The 16239-nt window shown below is 71.9% G+C and carries 12 protein-coding genes; 10 read left to right on the plus strand and 2 right to left on the minus strand.

All coding sequences use genetic code 11. The features are described 5' to 3' along the window. Window positions 1-145: 145 nt before the first annotated feature. The 6 genes from ABZ374_RS16435 (at window position 146) to ABZ374_RS16460 (ending at window position 6777) form a co-directional block, all read left to right on the plus strand. Window positions 146-979 carry an alpha/beta hydrolase gene (locus ABZ374_RS16435; RefSeq protein ID WP_360311394.1) on the plus strand — a complete coding sequence of 278 codons (834 nt, stop codon included), beginning with the start codon at window positions 146-148 and terminating at the stop codon, window positions 977-979. Window positions 980-1195: 216 nt separating this feature from the next. Then, a complete protein-coding gene (locus ABZ374_RS16440) occupies window positions 1196-2242 on the plus strand; it encodes an STM4015 family protein (protein WP_360311396.1) in 1047 nt (348 codons plus the stop codon). Continuing rightward, the gene (locus ABZ374_RS16445; RefSeq protein WP_360311398.1) at window positions 2239-3405 is read left to right on the plus strand and encodes an STM4014 family protein; all 1167 of its coding nucleotides are present in this window, start codon (window positions 2239-2241) and stop codon (window positions 3403-3405) included. Before ABZ374_RS16440 ends, ABZ374_RS16445 begins: the two co-directional genes overlap by 4 nt. Window positions 3406-3452: 47 nt before the next feature. Then, on the plus strand, window positions 3453-4262 hold the full coding sequence (locus tag ABZ374_RS16450) for an STM4013/SEN3800 family hydrolase (protein ID WP_360311600.1): 810 nt from the start codon (window positions 3453-3455) through the stop codon (window positions 4260-4262). A 227-nt stretch (window positions 4263-4489) separates the two neighbouring features. After that, window positions 4490-5869 carry an STM4012 family radical SAM protein gene (locus ABZ374_RS16455; protein ID WP_360311400.1) on the plus strand — a complete coding sequence of 460 codons (1380 nt, stop codon included), beginning with the start codon at window positions 4490-4492 and terminating at the stop codon, window positions 5867-5869. A 29-nt stretch (window positions 5870-5898) separates the two neighbouring features. Next, window positions 5899-6777 carry an STM4011 family radical SAM protein gene (locus tag ABZ374_RS16460; RefSeq protein ID WP_360311602.1) on the plus strand — a complete coding sequence of 293 codons (879 nt, stop codon included), beginning with the start codon at window positions 5899-5901 and terminating at the stop codon, window positions 6775-6777. Here the strand turns inward: ABZ374_RS16460 and ABZ374_RS16465 are convergent. Continuing rightward, window positions 6765-7769, minus strand: a complete 1005-nt coding sequence (locus tag ABZ374_RS16465) for a hypothetical protein (RefSeq protein ID WP_360311402.1) — start codon at window positions 7767-7769, stop codon at window positions 6765-6767. The genes ABZ374_RS16460 and ABZ374_RS16465 overlap by 13 nt on opposite strands. 278 nt (window positions 7770-8047) lie before the next feature. Between ABZ374_RS16465 and ABZ374_RS16470 the strand changes: the two genes are divergently transcribed. The 4 genes from ABZ374_RS16470 to ABZ374_RS16485 all read left to right on the plus strand — a co-directional run bounded on the left by ABZ374_RS16470 (window position 8048) and on the right by ABZ374_RS16485 (window position 14484). Beyond that, window positions 8048-8935, plus strand: coding sequence for a M20/M25/M40 family metallo-hydrolase (locus tag ABZ374_RS16470; protein WP_360311404.1), 888 nt, complete (start codon window positions 8048-8050; stop codon window positions 8933-8935). A gap of 46 nt (window positions 8936-8981) precedes the next feature. Beyond that, window positions 8982-10451, plus strand: coding sequence for a M1 family metallopeptidase (locus tag ABZ374_RS16475; protein WP_360311406.1), 1470 nt, complete (start codon window positions 8982-8984; stop codon window positions 10449-10451). A gap of 133 nt (window positions 10452-10584) precedes the next feature. Further along, a complete protein-coding gene (proS, locus tag ABZ374_RS16480) occupies window positions 10585-11997 on the plus strand; it encodes a proline--tRNA ligase (RefSeq protein WP_360311408.1) in 1413 nt (470 codons plus the stop codon). A gap of 168 nt (window positions 11998-12165) precedes the next feature. Then, window positions 12166-14484 carry an FdhF/YdeP family oxidoreductase gene (locus ABZ374_RS16485; protein WP_360311410.1) on the plus strand — a complete coding sequence of 773 codons (2319 nt, stop codon included), beginning with the start codon at window positions 12166-12168 and terminating at the stop codon, window positions 14482-14484. 23 nt (window positions 14485-14507) lie between these two features. Here ABZ374_RS16485 and ABZ374_RS16490 read toward each other — a convergent pair whose 3' ends face one another. Next, a complete protein-coding gene (locus ABZ374_RS16490) occupies window positions 14508-16196 on the minus strand; it encodes a helix-turn-helix domain-containing protein (RefSeq protein ID WP_360311412.1) in 1689 nt (562 codons plus the stop codon). Between the last annotated feature and the right edge of the window lie 43 nt (window positions 16197-16239).

Below are 16239 nucleotides of genomic sequence, written 5' to 3' on the forward strand. Positions count from 1 at the left end.
GTCGCGGGCCCGTTGTCGATCCGGGCAGCTCCCGTTCGTCGTATGGGCAAAGGCGGGGAAGCGGTCCCCGCCGGCCGGCTCCGTCACCCGAACCGCGTGCGCGGCACGCGACCCGGGTGTCGCCGCCCCGAACCCGGAGGATCCGATGACCCCCACTTCGACGGTTCCCGTCACCGTGCACACCCTCGACGTGCCCGGCGCGCACCTGCACTACGAAGTCCGCGGCCGGGGCCCGCTCGTGCTGCTGGTCGGCGCCCCGATGGACGCCCGATCGTTCGCGCCGATGGCCGATCTGCTCGCCGCCGAGCACACCGTGCTCACCACCGATCCGCGGGGCGTGCTGCGCAGCTCGGTGCACGACCCCGATCGGGACTCGACGCCGGAGTTGCGTGCCGACGACCTCTCCCGGTTGCTCACCCGCCTCGATGCCGGACCGGCGGTGGTCGTCGGCTCCAGCGGCGGCGCCGTCAGTGCGCTGGCCCTGCTCCAGGCGCATCCCGAACAGGTGCACACCCTGGTCGCACACGAACCCCCGGTGGTCGAACTGCTGGAGGATCGCGAGCGGTTGCACGCCGAGACCGCCGACGTCGTCGCCGACCACCTGGCCGGCGACGTGCGCGGCGCCTGGCGCAAATTCCTGGACCAGGCCCACATCACGTTGCCCGAACCGGTATTCGAGACCATGTTCGGCGCCGATCGGGATCCGCAGGTGGTCGCCGACGAGAGCTTCTGGTTCGCGCACGAACTGATCCCGACCACACGCTGGTGCCCCGACCTCGCGGCCCTGCGCGCGACGAACACCCGCATCGTGGTCGGCATCGGCGAGGACTCGACCGGACAGAGTTGCGACCACACGTCCCGGGCCCTGGCCGTCGGACTCGGCATCGAGCCCACGATGTTCCCCGGCGACCACACCGGCTTCGTCGGCGACCCGGCCGCGTTCGTCGCCCGCCTGCGCGCGGTACTGCGCGAGGGCTGAGCCGCCGCCCACCACCGCCCCCGCCCCGCGCCCCGCGGTGTGCGGGGCGGTGACGTCATGGTCGCGGGCGCAGCGACGCGGGTACGCCCCTGCGCGCGGGTCGTCGGCGCGCTCTGGTAGTCAGGACCGGTACGCCCACCGATCCGCCCGCGCCCGCCCTCGGCAGCACCCCTGACCGTGCCTGCGGGACCCGACCTACGCAGGTGACCGACCAGCATGGCCATCTACCACTACCTGGAGAACTTCGGCGGTCTGCCGGTCGCCGACCTGCGACCGCCGGAGTCGGAGGAGGTCTCGGCCGTCCCCGGGAAACAACCCGAGCAGGGCACGCGCGGCGCACCCACCCCGCCGTACGGGAGCGCCCCCGACGACCACCCCGCCGACGCCGTCGCCTGGCGGCTGCGTCGGCGCCACTGGGAGGACGACCCCGAACTCACGGACCTCTACGACCACTTCGTGGCCAACGTGGACACCACCCGGGTCACCGCCCTGATCGTCGGCGCCTGGGATGTGGACCTGTCCCAACCCAATCCGCTGATCGAACGGCTGATCCGGGACGCCGACCGCTTCCCGGCGCTGCGCCGACTCTTCCTCGGCGACGCGGTCCAGGAGGAAGCGGAGATCTCCTGGATCGGCATCGGCCCGTGGACCGAAGTGCTCGAAGCCTTCCCGTCGCTGGAGGAGTTGGTGATCCGCGGCAGCGAGAACGCCCTCCAGGACCCCACCGCGGCCGCCGCCCCCGCGCCGCCCCCGGTACGACACGAACACCTGCGCCGCCTCCGGTTCGAGAGCGGCGGCCTGTCCGCCCGGATCGTGCGTGCCGTCGGCCTGAGCGACCTTCCGGCGTTGGAATCGCTCGAACTGTGGCTCGGCGTCCGCGACTACGACGGCGACACCACCGTCGACGACCTGGCCGAGTTGCTCTCCGGGACCCGCGTGCCCGGGCTGCGGCATCTGGGCCTGATGAACAGCGAGATCCAGGACGAAATCGCCGCCGCACTCGCGAGCGCCGCCGTGACGGCCCGGCTGGAATCCCTGGACCTGTCGATGGGCACCCTGGGCAACGAGGGCGGCGAGGCGCTCCTGCAGGGCCAACCGCTCGGCCATCTGCGCAAGCTGACGATCGATCACCACTTCCTGGACGACCCGGTCGCCGAACGCCTGCGCGACTCGCTGCGGGCGTCCGGCGTCGCGGTGGAGATCTCCCGCCGCGAATCCGGCCGGGGTATCCGCGGCTACCGCTATGTGGAGGTCGCCGAGTGAGTGCGGGCGCACCCGAGAGCCCGATCACCGTCGTCGGCAACCCCGGCCACCGCCGCCTGGTGGGCTTCGACGCCGCGGCGCGCGCCGCCGGATTGCCCGCGCCGCGGGTGGTCGCTTGGCAGGACGTATTGCGCGGCGCCGAACCCGGCTACGCCGCCGGACCGGTGCGGATCGACTCCCCCGGCGAGGATGCCACCGTGCACGCACTGCTCGGCGGGCCGGCGGACCCGCATCGGGTGGAGGGCGGCGCGGCACGCCACGCCGCGTTTCGTCGTGGGCTGCGGCGGGTGCGAAGTGCCGTCGCCGCGACCCCCGGCGCGTGGCTCGTCAACGACCCCGACGACATCGCGGTCATGTTCGACAAGCCGCGCGCGCACGAACGGCTGCGCGCCGCGGGCGTCGCGGTGCCCCCCGGGCTCGCCGCCGACGGGCGCGGCGTCGCGGTGCGTTCCTACGCCGAACTGCGCGAGTTGATGCGGAGCAGCCGCCGCCCGCGCGTCTTCGTCAAGCCCGCCCACGGCTCGTCCGCGTCCGGTGTGCTGGCCCTGGAGACCTCGGGGGCACGCGTACAGGCCACCACCTCCGTCGAACTGGTCCGCACCGGATCCGACCTCGCGCTGTTCAACTCGTTGCGGGTGCGCGCGTATCGCGCCGAGGCGGACGTCGCCACCCTGGTCGACGCGTTGTGTGTGGACGGCGTGCACGTCGAGACGTGGTTGCCGAAGCTCACCCTGGACGGGCTCGCCGTCGACCTGCGGGTCCTGGTGGTCGCGGGCCGCGCGACACACGTCGTCGCACGCGGCAGCCGTACCCCGATGACCAATCTGCACCTCGGCAACGCCCGGGTCGACGTCGACGCGGTGCGCCGGGCGGTGGGGTCCGTCGCGTGGGACGAGGCGCTGGCGACGTGTGTTCGCGCGGCCGGATGTTTTCCCCGTACCCTGCACGTCGGCGTCGATCTGCTGTTCGCGGTCGACCGGCGCCGGCACGCGGTCGGCGAGGTCAACGCGTTCGGCGATCTGCTGCCGGGCGTACTGCACCGGGGTCGGGACACGTGGGGGGAACAGGTCCGGGCGCTGATGGCGGGATGGCGCCCACCGGAGACGTCGGCTGCGGCCGGACGGGAAACACCAGACGGGGAACAACTGCCGTGTCCGACCTGACCACACCCACTGCCGCACACTCCCGCGACGACGGGCGCGACCCCGACATGAACGAGGTCGTCGGCCGGCACGACCTGCTCATGGTCACCCTCGACACGTTGCGCTACGACGTGGCCGCGGAACTCGCGGCGGCCGGTCGGCTGCCCCACCTGGCGCGGGTGTTGCCCGAGGGGCGCTGGGAGGCCCGGCACACCCCGGGCAGCTTCACCTACGCCGCGCACACCGCGTTCCTCGCCGGTTTCCTGCCCACTCCGCGGGCGCCCGGGCCGCATCCGCGGCTGTTCGCGGCGCGCTTCGGCGGCAGCGAGTCCACCGCGCCGCGCACGTGGGTGTTCGACGAGCCCGACCTGCCCACCGGGCTGGCGCGGGCGGGCTATCACACCGCCTGCATCGGCGGCGTGGGCTTCTTCAACAAGCAGGGCGCGCTCGGCTCGGTACTGCCCGGCCTGTTCGCGGAAAGCCACTGGGCCCCCGAACTGGGCGTCACCTCGCCCACATCGTTCGAGTCCCAGGTCGCCTGCGCGGAGCGGGTGGTCGCCGCCCTGGAACCGGAGCAGCGGCTCTTCCTCCTGGTCAACGTGGCGGCGCTGCATCAGCCGAACTGGTTCCACCGGCCCGGCGCGACGGCCGCCGACGGCGATTCGCGCGAGACGCACGCGGCGGCGCTGGAATACGTGGACCGGCATCTGGGCCGGCTCTTCCGGGCGATGAGCAGCCGTCGCCCGTGCTTCGCGATCGTGACGTCCGACCACGGCACCGCGTACGGCGAGGACGGCTACATCGGGCACCGCATCGGGCACGAGGTGGTGTGGACCGTGCCGTACGCGCAGTTCACGCTGTACCCGGGCGACTGGTGACGGCGCGGGCGACTCGCTCGGCGGCACGCGCGGACCTCGGGGGCACGCGGCTCGCGCGTCCGGGCCCGGACCGCCTCCGTCTCGGGCGGCGGCGTCGAGGGCGGCGCGCGGGCCGCGCGTTCGCCCCCGGGCACCCGGCCGGCGGCCCTGTCGGTCGGCGTGCATAGGGTCGGGGCATCCGAGTGCCTCGCGCACCACCCAGTCACGTCGTCGGAGGTCATCCGCCCATGGGGTCGCCCGGCACCACCGATCCCTCGTCCGCGCGTTCGTCGTCGGCGGCAGAGCTGCTCGGGTCGCCGTACACGGGATACGTCTACTCGTATCCGCACAAGACCGCGTACCGCCCGCTGGATCCGGAGCCCGCGCTCACCGATGTGTGGCGGGGCCGGGACCTGTCCGCGCTGTTCCTCTACCTGCACATACCGTTCTGTGAGATGCGCTGCGGTTTCTGCAACCTGTTCACCCGCACGGGTGCGCCGGCGGAACTGGTCGGGCGCTACCTGGACGCGCTCGAACGCCAGGCGCGCGCCGTGCGCGAGGCGATACCCGACGCGCGTTTCGCGGTCGCGGCGGTGGGTGGCGGCACCCCCACCTATCTCGACGCGCCCGAGCTGGAGCGGCTGTTCGACATCGCCGCGGACGTGATGGGGGCGGACCTCGACGCGATCCCGCTGTCCGTCGAGACGTCCCCGGCGACGGCGACCCCGGAGCGGCTGAAGGTGCTGGCCGCGCGCGGGACGACCCGGGTCAGCATCGGCGTGCAGTCCTTCGACGACGCCGAGGCCCGCGCGGTGGGGCGCCCGCAGCGTCGGGCCGACGTCGAGGCCGCGCTCGCGGCGATCCGCGACACCGCGGTGCCGATCCTCAACATCGACCTCATCTACGGCATCGACGGCCAGACCCGGGCGGGTTGGCTGGCCTCGATCGACGCGGCACTCGCGTGGCGGCCGGAGGAGGTATACCTCTACCCGTTGTACGTGCGCCCGCTCACCGGCCTCGGCCGCCGCGCCGTCACGCGTGCGGACTGGGACATCGACCGCCTCGCCCTCTACCGCGCGGGCCGCGACCATCTGCGCGAGGCCGGCTACGAGCAGGTCTCGATGCGCATGTTCCGCCGCGCGGACGCGCCGCGCGACGCCGACGTCGGCTCCGAATCCGACTACAGTTGCCAGCGGGACGGCATGATCGGCCTCGGCTGCGGCGCCCGTTCGTACACCGGCGACCTGCACTACTCGTTCGACTACGCGGTCGGCATCGGCGAGGTGCGGGCGATCATCGACGACTATGTGACGCTCGATCGGGACGCCTTCACCCGCGCCCGGGTCGGCTGTCGCCTCGATGCCGGCGAGCGCCGCAGGCGGTTCCTGCTCACCTCGCTGCTCCAGGTCGACGGGCTGGCCGCGGCCGACTACCGGGCAGCCTTCGGGACCGACGCCGCCGCCGACTTCGCGGCCGAGCTGACGCCGGCGGCCGAGGCCGGTCTGTTGACCGTCTCCGCGAGCGGGGTGCGCCTGACCGAGGAGGGCCTGGCCTGGTCCGACGCGATCGGCCCCGCGTTGTTCTCGCCGGAGACCGCCGCCCTGATGCACGGATACCACCCGCGGTGACCCGGCCTCCCGTCGGCACGGCCCTGAACCTGGTCGAACCCCGCGCGTCCGCCGACCCGTTGACGATCCTGTATCGGGGTCCGCTGGCCTCGTGCGACTACGACTGCGGCTACTGTCCGTTCGCCAAGCGCCGCGACACACCCGAGCAACTGCGGGCCGACCGTGCGGCGTTGGCCCGCTTCGCGGATTGGGTGGCGCACACGCCGGAGCGCGTGTCGCTGCTGTTCACCCCGTGGGGCGAAGGTCTGGTGCGCAGTTGGTATCGCCGTACGCTCGCCGAGTTGAGCCGACTCCCGCACGTCGAGCGCGTGGCCATCCAGACCAACCTGAGCGCGCACCCGCGGTGGACCGAGGCCGCGGACCCGACCCGCCTGGCCCTGTGGGCCACCTACCACCCCGACCAGGTCCCCTACCCGCGGTTCCTGGACCGGTGCCGCGACCTGCGCGCACGCGGCGTGCGGCTCAGCGTCGGTGTCGTCGGACTGCCCGAACACCTGCCCGCCGCACGGCGCCTGCGCGACGAACTGCCCGCCGACGTATACCTGTGGGTCAACGCCGCCGAGGGGCACACCTACACCGACTCGGCGGCGGCCCAATGGGCCGCGCTGGACCCGCACTTCGGCTTCAGTCGGCACCCGCACCCGTCCCGGGGCGTGCCGTGCCGCACGGGCGACACGGTGGTCTCCGTCGACGGCGAAGGCACGGTACGCCGATGCCACTTCGTACCGGAGGTGCTGGGCAACCTCTACGACGGCTCGTTCCGTACCGCGCTCGCCCCGACACCGCCGTGCCCCAAGGCGATCTGCGACTGCCACATCGGCTACGTGCACCTGACGTCGCTACCGCTGTACGACGTCTTCGCCGGCGGCATCCTCGAACGCGTCCCGGCGCCGACTCAGTCGCGGTAGGGCGCCAGGGCTTCCTGCGCGTTGCGGAACGCGGTATCGAGGAAGCTCCGGCTGTAGCTCCAGGGATATCGGTAGACGCTGTTGTTGGCGCCGGCGAATTGCACCGCGAGGTCGATCCAACGGTCCGACATCGCCAACGCGTAGGTCAGGATGCTGAGGTCGTGCAACCAGGTGGGATTGCGGCCGGCGCCGTCCTCGGGGTAGGCCGCGAGAGCCGCGTCCAGGTCGGCCTGCCGCTCGGGGTGCAACCAGAACGCGTCGATGTCGAAGTCGGAGTCCCGGTCGTTCTCCCGCAGTTGGTACTCGACGTGCGCCTGCAGCACCAACAGTGCCAGCGGCGATCCGGTCGGCGCCGCGGCCGCTGTCTCCCGGGCGAAGGCGTACATGCGTTCGTGCGAGCCGTACCACTTGGCCGCCAGGTATTGGAGGGCGGAGTTGTGACCGAACCGGCTGTGCGGATCCCGGGCCAGCAGTTCGGTCCAGCGGGCCTCGAACACCTCCTGCGGGGCGCCTCGACCGATGGTCACCCACAGCCGGGTGATCCACGGTGTCGGGTCCTGCGGGGCGGCCTCGCACGCGATCAGGCAGGCCCGCTCCGCGTGTTCGAGGATGCGCTCGAACTCGGCGAACGCCTCGGCACTGGTGTCCCGCGCCCACCCGCTGCCGCGCGCCTCCCAGGCCGCGTCCACCGCGACCTGCGCCTCGACCACGAGCCGGTCGGCCGAGTCCGGTTGTGCCTGCTTCCAGGCCACGAACCACGCGGGATTCGTCAGCACGCTCCCGGCGAGGGTCTGCACGCAGAGCGAGCGTCGATCCCAGTTCGACCCGATCTGTTCGAGCAGTTGTGTCGCGGGCTCGAACCGCCCGGTCCGCACGACGAAGTCGCGGGCGGCGGCCACCTCCAGGTCCAGCATCGCGGTGTCCTCGACAAAGGCCGGACCGGCGGAGGGTTCGTCTCGCCCGGGCCGACGAAACCGCTTGAAGATCGACATGAAAGCGCAGCGTAGGCCATCCCCCGCACCCGAATTCGTCCGCCCCCAGCGGAGAGGTTGGCCACCGGGCGCGGGGCGCGGACACGTGCCCCCGGGGCACGCCCGACGGTTCTCGATCGAGGGCGTCGGTGCAGGCGGAACGCTCGTGCGATACCGCGGGGTCGTCCCCTACCGGGCGACCACGGGTTCCTGACAACTCCTTGACATCTCCACGGGATTGTGGGGTTCCGGCTGCTCGCCGGACCATCCCACCTCTTCCCTCAAGGAGAGAGTCCCGCATGGAGATATCCGGTCGGATTCGGCGCACGGCCGCAGCGGTCGGCCTGTGTGTGACCCTGGTCGCCCTGCCCGCCGCGGCGCAGGCCGAGCCGGCGGCGCCGAGGCCACCACAGGTGCCCGTCGTGAGCACGGAGCAGGTCATGTCGCACCTGCGGGCCCTGCAGGCGATCGCGGACCGCAACGGGGGCAACCGGGCCCACGGCACCAAGGGCTTCCGGCAGTCGCTGGCCTATGTGAAGGGGGTGCTGGACCGGGCGGGGTTCCGCACCGACGTGCAGCCGTTCAGGTACGACGGCGTGCTCGGCTACAACCTCGTCGCGGATTGGCCCGGCGGCGACCCCGACCACGTCGTGCTCGTCGGCGCCCATCTCGACAGCGTCCCGACCGGCCCCGGCATGAACGACAACGGCTCCGGCTCGGCCGCCACCCTCGCCTCCGCCGTCGCGCTGTCGCGCTCGGGCGTCGTGCCTCGGCGCCATGTGCGCTTCGCCTGGTGGGGCGCGGAGGAGCCGGGTCTGATCGGCTCCAAGCACTACGTGAGCGAACTGTCGGCCGCCGAACGCAGGAAGATCGACGTCTACCTCAACTTCGACATGACCGGCGGCAAGGACGTCCGGCAGTGGCTCGTCATCCATGACGAACCCCGGGCCACCGAGGCGTTCGAAGCCTTCTTCGCGGCCAGGGCCCTGCCCACCTTCGACATCGGCATCGGCGGCTCGGACCACGTGTCCTTCAACGCGGCCGGGATCCCGGTGTCCGGCTTCACCAGCGGCATCGGCGACTGCTACCACGAGGCCTGCGATCGCATCGACAACGTGGATCCCGGGACCGAGACCATCAGCGCGAACGCCGTTCTGGGCGTGACCTGGCAACTCGCCACCCGCTGAGCACCGACCGCGGCCACCGCTACCAGGACGGGCAGGAACACGACACATGCGCAGCACGAACAGCACCACGAGAGGGCGCCACCATCCCGCGCTGGTGGGCCTGCTGGCAGGCACCATGCTGCTGACCGCGGCGCCCTCCTCGGCCGCCGGCACCGGAGCCGGCGGATCTGGGGTGGGAGACCCGTACTTTCCCGAGGACGGGAACTCCGGCTACGACGTCGCCGACTACGACGTCCGGGTGGTCTACGACCCGGCTCGCCCCGACCACCTGAGCGGGGACACCACGGTGACCGCCAGGGCCACCGGCGGGCTGGACCGGTTCGATCTGGACCTGGAGGGCTTCGAGGTCGGCTCGGTCACCGTCGACGGCGTCCCCGCGAAAAGCTTCTCCCGCAGCGGCGCCCACGAGTTGGTGATCACCCCGGCCCGCCGGATCGCCAAGGGCGCGAGGTTCGCCGTCCGGGTCCGCTACTCCGGCACACCCGTCGGCAAGAGCTGGCATCGGCTCCCCGACGGCGCGGCGAACGTGACCGGCGAGCCGCACTCCGCCACCGCGTGGTACCCGGCCAACGACCACCCGTCCGACAAGGCGACCTTCCGGCTCACCGCGACGGTCCCCGACACCTGGACGGTGATCGGCAACGGCCGCCCCGGACCCACCACTTCCGCCGGCCAGGGTTGGAAGTCCTACCGCTGGTACGAGGATCGGCCGCTCGCCACGTATCTGAGCACCATCGCCATCGACAGGTTCACCGTGCGCACCTCGCAACTGGCCGACGGCACCCCGGTGATCAACGCGTACAGCCCCGGCATCGCGATCGATCCCGGCACCGAGGCGCTGTTGCCGGAGATCATCGACTTCCTGGCGAGCAGGTTCGGCCCGTATCCGTTCTCCTCGGCCGGCCTGCTCGCCGTCAACGGCGATCCCGCCGCGCCCGACGGCGGCGCCGCGATCGAGACGCAGAGCCGACCGACCTACGTCGGGGCGGTGTTCGACTCCGGGCTGGTGCACGAGTACACCCATCAGTGGTTCGGCAACAACGTCTCGTTCACCGACTGGCGGGACGGTTGTCTGGCCGAGTGCGTCGCCCAGTACGCCAACCAACTGTGGGACGAGAAGGGCGGTGCCGACCTGGACACCGGCTTCTATCCGGCCATGCTCGAACAGAGCCGGCAGGACCCCGACTTCTGGAGCGTGCGGCTCTACGACCCGGGCCAGGGAAAGGAGTTGCACTCGGCCCTGTACTTCAAGGGGTCGATGATGATGCACGCGCTGCGGCGGACCGTCGGGGACGACGCCTTCTTCGGCACGCTCCGGCAGTGGCAACAGGAGCACCGCTACGGCAACGCCTCCTGGCCGCAGTTCGAGGCACTCGCGAAGAAGGTCTCCGGCCGGCCGGACCTCACCGGCTTCTTCGACGCCTGGGCACACGGCACCACCGTCCCGCAGGACGAGTACCTCTACCCCGGAAGCCTCGGCCCGCTGGCCCCGACCCCGGAGCGGAACCCCCGCTGAACCGACACCGACGTGCGGCCCGCGACCTGCGGGTTTCGGGCCGCACGCCGCGAAGACGAGCCCGCTCGCGGACCGGCCGCGACGGGCAATATCGATTGGCGCGCGGCCCGACCCGCGTCCTAGCATCCGCTGCATGTCAAAGGCTCCTGTGCTCACCCCCCGGGCGGACGACTTCCCCCGCTGGTACCAAGACGTGGTCGCCAAGGCCGAACTGGCCGACAACGGTCCGGTGCGCGGCACCATGGTCATCCGACCGTACGGGTACAGCCTGTGGGAGCACATGCAGCAGGAGATGGACGCCCGGATCAAGGCGGCGGGCGCGGCGAACGCGTACTTCCCGCTCCTGATCCCGCAGTCCTACCTGACCAGGGAAGCCGAGCACGTCGAGGGTTTCGCCCCCGAACTCGCCGTGGTCACGCACGGCGGCGGCAAGGGACTGGACGAGCCGGTCGTCATCCGACCCACCTCCGAGACGATCGTCAACGAATACTTCGCCAAGTGGGTGCAGAGCTATCGCGACCTGCCCCTGCTGATCAACCAGTGGGCCAACGTGGTGCGTTGGGAGTTGCGTCCGCGGGTGTTCCTGCGCACCACGGAGTTCCTGTGGCAGGAAGGCCACACCGCACACGCCACCCGCGAGGACGCCCGGGCCTACGCCGCGCGCATCCACCGCGACGTCTACGCCGACTTCATGGAGAACGTCCTGGCGATGGACGTGGTCCCGGGGCGCAAGACGGTCCGGGAACGCTTCGCCGGCGCGATCAACACGCTCACCCTCGAAGGCATGATGGGCGACGGCAAGGCCCTCCAGTTGGGCACCAGTCACGAGCTGGGCCAGAACTTCGCCAGGGCCTTCGAGACGCGCTATCTCGCCGAGGACGGCCGCCAGGAGTACGTCTGGCAGACCTCGTGGGGCTCCACCACCCGGATGATCGGCGCGCTGGTGATGATGCACGGGGACGACGACGGCCTGCGGGTGCCGCCGCGCCTGGCGCCCATCCAGGTGGTGGTCGTCGCGGTGAAGGGCGACGACGCGGTCGTGGCGGAGGTGCGCGCGATCGGCGACCGGCTGACGGCGGCCGGTGTCCGGGTCCACGTCGACGACCGTACGGACACGCCGTTCGGGCGGCGCGCGATCGACTGGGAGCTCAAGGGCGTGCCGATCCGGATCGACGTCGGGCCTCGCGACCTGGCCGCCGGTACCGCCGTGCTGATCCGTCGGATCGCCGGCGGCAAGGAGCCGGTGGCGATCGCGGGACTGGCCGAACTCGTGCCCGCGGCGCTGGTGGAGGACCAGGCCCTGCTGCTGGCCCAGGCCCGCGAGCGCCGCATCGGCCGCGAGGTCGAGGTGCGCACGATCGAGGAGGCTGCGGAGGCGGCGGGCACCGGCTGGGCCCGCATCCCGTGGGCCGACCTCGGCCCGGAGGGCGAGGCGCGGCTCGCCGAGCAGGGCGTGTCCGTCCGGTGCCTGATCGCCGCGGACGGCTCCGTTCCCGACCGCGACGACCAGCCGGGCAACATCGCCGTGGTCGCCCGCGCCTACTGACCCGGATCGCCCCACGTCGTCGGGGCTCGCCCGGCCATCGCCCCGGGCGGCCGTCAGCGGTAGCCGATCCTCCACCCGTGATCGAGACTCGGCGGTGGAGGTCGGTTGCCCCGCGGCCTCGACATGGTCGCCGCGTGTCGGCGCGCCCGACGGCGGAAGGTGACGGTCGTGAACGCCTCCGAGGACCCGCAGCAGGACCGGGCCGAACCGGACGTGGGTCCCACGCCGAAGGAGCCCCCGCGGTTTCGGCCCTACCGACACCCCGCCGCGGGGTGGGGTGCCGCCAGGAGTGTGACCCGTCTCCTGCTGGGTGAGCGTGCCGTGGTCGACGGATCGCGGGCGATCATGCGGATGAACCACGAGAACGGCGGCTTCGACTGCCCCGGGTGCGCCTGGCCGGACGACACCAAGGGCCTGCACCTGGACATCTGCGAGAACGGCATCAAGCACGTCACGTGGGAGATGACCCGCAAGCGGGTCGGCCGCGAGTTCTTCGCCGCGCACACGGTGACCGAACTGGCGGGCTGGAGCGACTTCGCGCTGGAGAACCAGGGCCGGCTGACCGAGCCGATGGTGTACGACCCCGAGTCGGACCACTACGTCCCGATCGCCTGGAAGGACGCCTTCGAGCTGGTCGGCCGCGCCCTGCGCGAGCTGGACGACCCGAATCGGGCCGCCTTCTACACCTCCGGCCGGCTCGGCAACGAGGCCACCTTCCTCTACCAGTTGATGGCCCGCGAACTCGGTACGAACAACCTGCCCGACTGCTCCAACATGTGCCACGAGGCCAGCGGCCGAGCCCTGAGGGCGGCGCTGGGCACCGGCAAGGGCACCGTGGACCTCAAGGACTGGGAGAGCACGGACGCGCTGTTCATCCTGGGCGTCAACGCCGCCTCCAACGCACCGCGGATGCTCACCGCGCTCGCCGAGGCCCATCGCCGCGGCGCCCGGATCGTACACGTCAACCCGCTCGTCGAGGCCGCCGCCACCCGCACCATCGTGCCCCACGAGTTCGTCGACATGGCCCTGTTCAAGTCGACGAGGACCAGCAGCCTGAACCTGCAACCGCGGATCGGCGGCGATATGGCCCTGCTGCGCGGCATGGCCAAGACCATCCTCGAACAGGCCCCCACCGACCCCAAGGCGCTGGATCGGGAATTCCTCGACCGGCACACGTCGGGGTTCGAGGAGTACCGCGCGTTGTGCGAACGCACGTCGTGGGACGAGATCGAGCGCCAGAGCGGACTCGATCGGGCCCGGATCCGCCGGGCGGCCCGGGTGTACCGCGAGGCCGATCGCAGCATCTTCAGTTGGTGCCTGGGCATCACCCAGCACGAGCACGGCGTCGACACGGTCCGCGAGATCGTCAACCTGCTGCTGTTGCGCGGAAACCTGGGGCGCGAGGGCGCCGGGCCCTGCCCGGTGCGCGGCCACAGCAACGTCCAGGGCAATCGCACGTGCGGCATCGACCACCGCCCCACCGACGCCTTCCTGGACCGCCTCGCCGACGCCTGTCGGATCACGCCGCCCCGCGAGCCCGGCCTGGACACGGTGGCCACGATCGAGGCGATGCGGCTCGGCCGGATCGAGGTGTTCGTCGGCATGGGCGGCAACTTCGCCCTCGCCGCCCCCGACACCCCGTACACCCACGCCGGCCTGCGCGCCTGCGCACTCACCGTGCACGTCAGCACCAAACTCAACCGCAGCCACCTCGTGCACGGCCGCCGGGCGCTGATCCTGCCGTGCCTGGGCCGCACCGAGAAGGACGCGCAACGCGGCGGCGTGCAGAGCACCTCGGTCGAGGACTCGATGAGCATGGTCCACCTGTCCGTCGGCATGAAGAAGCCCGCCTCACCCCAACTGCTCTCCGAGCCCGCCATCATCGCCGGCATCGCCCGCGCCGCGCTGCCCGGCAGCGAGACCCGCTGGGAGTGGTACGTCGAGGACTACGACCGCATCCGCGACACCATGGCCCGAGCCCTGGACGGCTTCGAGGACTTCAACCGCCGGGTGCGCCTGCCGCTCGGGTTCCGGATCAAGCAGCCCGCCCGCGAACTCGTCTTCCTGACCCCGTCCGGCCGTGCGGAGTTCTCCACCGCCGCACTGCCGGACGTCGTCCCCGCCCCCGGCACCCTGGCCCTGGGCACCATGCGTTCGCACGACCAGTGGAACACCACGATCTACTCCGACAACGACCGCTACCGCGGCATCACGAACCTGCGCACCCTGGTCTTCATGCACCGGGACGACATGCACGAGCGCGGCGTCCGCGAGTTCGACCCGGTCGACATCACCAGCACCGCCCGGGACGGCGGCACCCGCACCCTGTCCGGCTATCTGGCCGTTCCCTACGACATCCCGCGCGGCTGCGCGGCCGGCTACATGCCCGAGATGAACGTGCTGTGCGCGATCGGCGACTACAGCACCCAGAGCGATCAGCCGATCATGAAACACCTCAAGGTCACCATCACCCGATCCACCGCCTGAACGACGCGCCGGACCCCGGCCGCCTACCCCTCGACCCGGCCCGCGGCCGGCGCCGGATCGCCGGTCTCGCGGGCCGGGTCGCCGCCCGGCCGCGGGCTCATCAGGCGCAGTTGCAGCTGGACGGCGAAACGCGCCGCCGGATCCTGCAGGTCGATCCGGCCGACCTCGGTCATCCGACGCATCCGGTAGCGGAAGGTGTTGGGGTGCACGAACATGCTCGCCGACGCGGAGGTCACGTCGCCGAAGGCGTCCAGCCACGACCGCAGCGTGTCGACCAGGCTGGTGTTGTGTTTGGCGTCGTAGGCGACGAGTCGGGCGAGCGGGCCGACGAGTTCGTCGCCGTTGGCCACGGCGAGGTCGCGTACCTCCAGGAGCAGGGCGTCGATGTAGACGTCGGCTATCGAGGCGACCCGCCGGGGCACGTGTCCGCCGGCGAGCACCCGCAGGGCACGGTCCGCGTTGGTGCGGGAGCGGCGCAGCGCGTCGGGTTCCTTGGCGATCGAGCCGATGCCGATCAGCGCCTTCACCCGATCGCCGGTGCGCTCCAGGAAGTTCGTGGCGATCTGCACGGTGCGCTCGCGGCCGTCGACCGGCTCGCCCGGTGCGGGCAGGACGGCGTAGGCGACGTCGCCCAGGAGGGCGACGGCGGAGCGCGGTTGCACGGCGTTGAGGTGGATCGCCAGGGCGCCGGCCAGCCGCTGCCGTTCGGCGGTCAGTTGCGCGTGGTCCACGCCCGCCCCGGGGGCCAGGCCCAGGGCCAGGACCACCGTGGGCTCGTGGACCAGGCCCAGGCGATCCAGGGCGTCGACCGCCCCGGGGCCGCCGCCCAGCACGGTGGTGACCAGGTCGGCGCGCAGTCGGTGCTCGAAGTCGGCGCCGGCGCGGTGGCGCAGCAGGTGCAGGGCCGCGAGTTCGGCGGCCTCGCGGAACGCCGCGGCGCGTTCGGGGCTGAGCGGCTCGCGCACGGCGGCCCAGATCGAACCGAGGATCTCGTCGCCCGCCCGGATGACGATCGCCACCCGGAAGAGGCCGAGTTCGCCCTCGTCGAGGGTGGCCGGGGCGAAGAACACCGGTTCCCGGCTGCGGTACAGCTCCTTGAAGACGCCGCGGGCGGCCATGATGCGCAGGTATTCCTCGGGCACTCGACGGGCGAGGATGGTGGCCACGCGGGAGGGGTCGGCCTCGTCCTGTCGGCCGGAGAAGGCGAGGACGTGGGAGCGGCGGTCCTCGATGGTGACCGGTGCGTCCAGGAGGGTGGCCACCGCGTTGGCGAGCGCGAACAGGTCTCCCGAGGGGATGCCGCCCAGGGTCTGGGTGCCGGCCTCGCCGATGTCGCCTTCGGTGAGCAACGTGCGCAACAACGCCGCGAGTTGGGCCCAGGACGCACCTCGGGTCAGCGCCAGCAGCGCCACCCCCGCACGTGCGGCGGCGGTGGCGACCTCGGGGTCGGGTTCGACCGGTCCCCGGACGATGAGCGCGGCGACCCGGTGTGTGCCGAGCGTGTCCAGCAGGCCGGTGATCTCGGCGGCGCCGTGCACGGCGGGGCCCAGGACCACGGCGTGCGGCGGGTATTGCGGTTCGTCGTGCGGATCGTGGATGACCACCCCGCCGATCTCCTCCACGGTGTCCGGGTCGCCGTGGATCAGGTCGAGGAGGGTGGGGCCGAAGTCCTCGAGTACGCGGCCCAGGCTCCTGCGGGAGTGCGTCGTCACGTGTGGGTCACCTCTGTGGGACGGAACCGATGCGTTCCTTTTT

This window comes from Embleya sp. NPDC005971, from assembly GCF_040629175.1.
Lineage (GTDB): Bacteria > Actinomycetota > Actinomycetes > Streptomycetales > Streptomycetaceae > Embleya.

What these genes read in the sequence shown, in the direction of transcription:
- ABZ374_RS16455 (WP_360311400.1), top strand. Translation starts at nt 4,490, where the DNA reads ATGGGGTCGCCCGGCACCACCGATCCCTCGTCCGCGCGTTCGTCGTCG.
- proS (WP_360311408.1), top strand. Translation starts at nt 10,585, where the DNA reads ATGTCAAAGGCTCCTGTGCTCACCCCCCGGGCGGACGACTTCCCCCGC.
- ABZ374_RS16475 (WP_360311406.1), top strand. Translation starts at nt 8,982, where the DNA reads ATGCGCAGCACGAACAGCACCACGAGAGGGCGCCACCATCCCGCGCTG.
- ABZ374_RS16435 (WP_360311394.1), top strand. Translation starts at nt 146, where the DNA reads ATGACCCCCACTTCGACGGTTCCCGTCACCGTGCACACCCTCGACGTG.
- ABZ374_RS16450 (WP_360311600.1), top strand. Translation starts at nt 3,453, where the DNA reads ATGAACGAGGTCGTCGGCCGGCACGACCTGCTCATGGTCACCCTCGAC.
- ABZ374_RS16465 (WP_360311402.1), bottom strand. Translation starts at nt 7,769, where the DNA reads ATGTCGATCTTCAAGCGGTTTCGTCGGCCCGGGCGAGACGAACCCTCC.
- ABZ374_RS16470 (WP_360311404.1), top strand. Translation starts at nt 8,048, where the DNA reads ATGGAGATATCCGGTCGGATTCGGCGCACGGCCGCAGCGGTCGGCCTG.
- ABZ374_RS16440 (WP_360311396.1), top strand. Translation starts at nt 1,196, where the DNA reads ATGGCCATCTACCACTACCTGGAGAACTTCGGCGGTCTGCCGGTCGCC.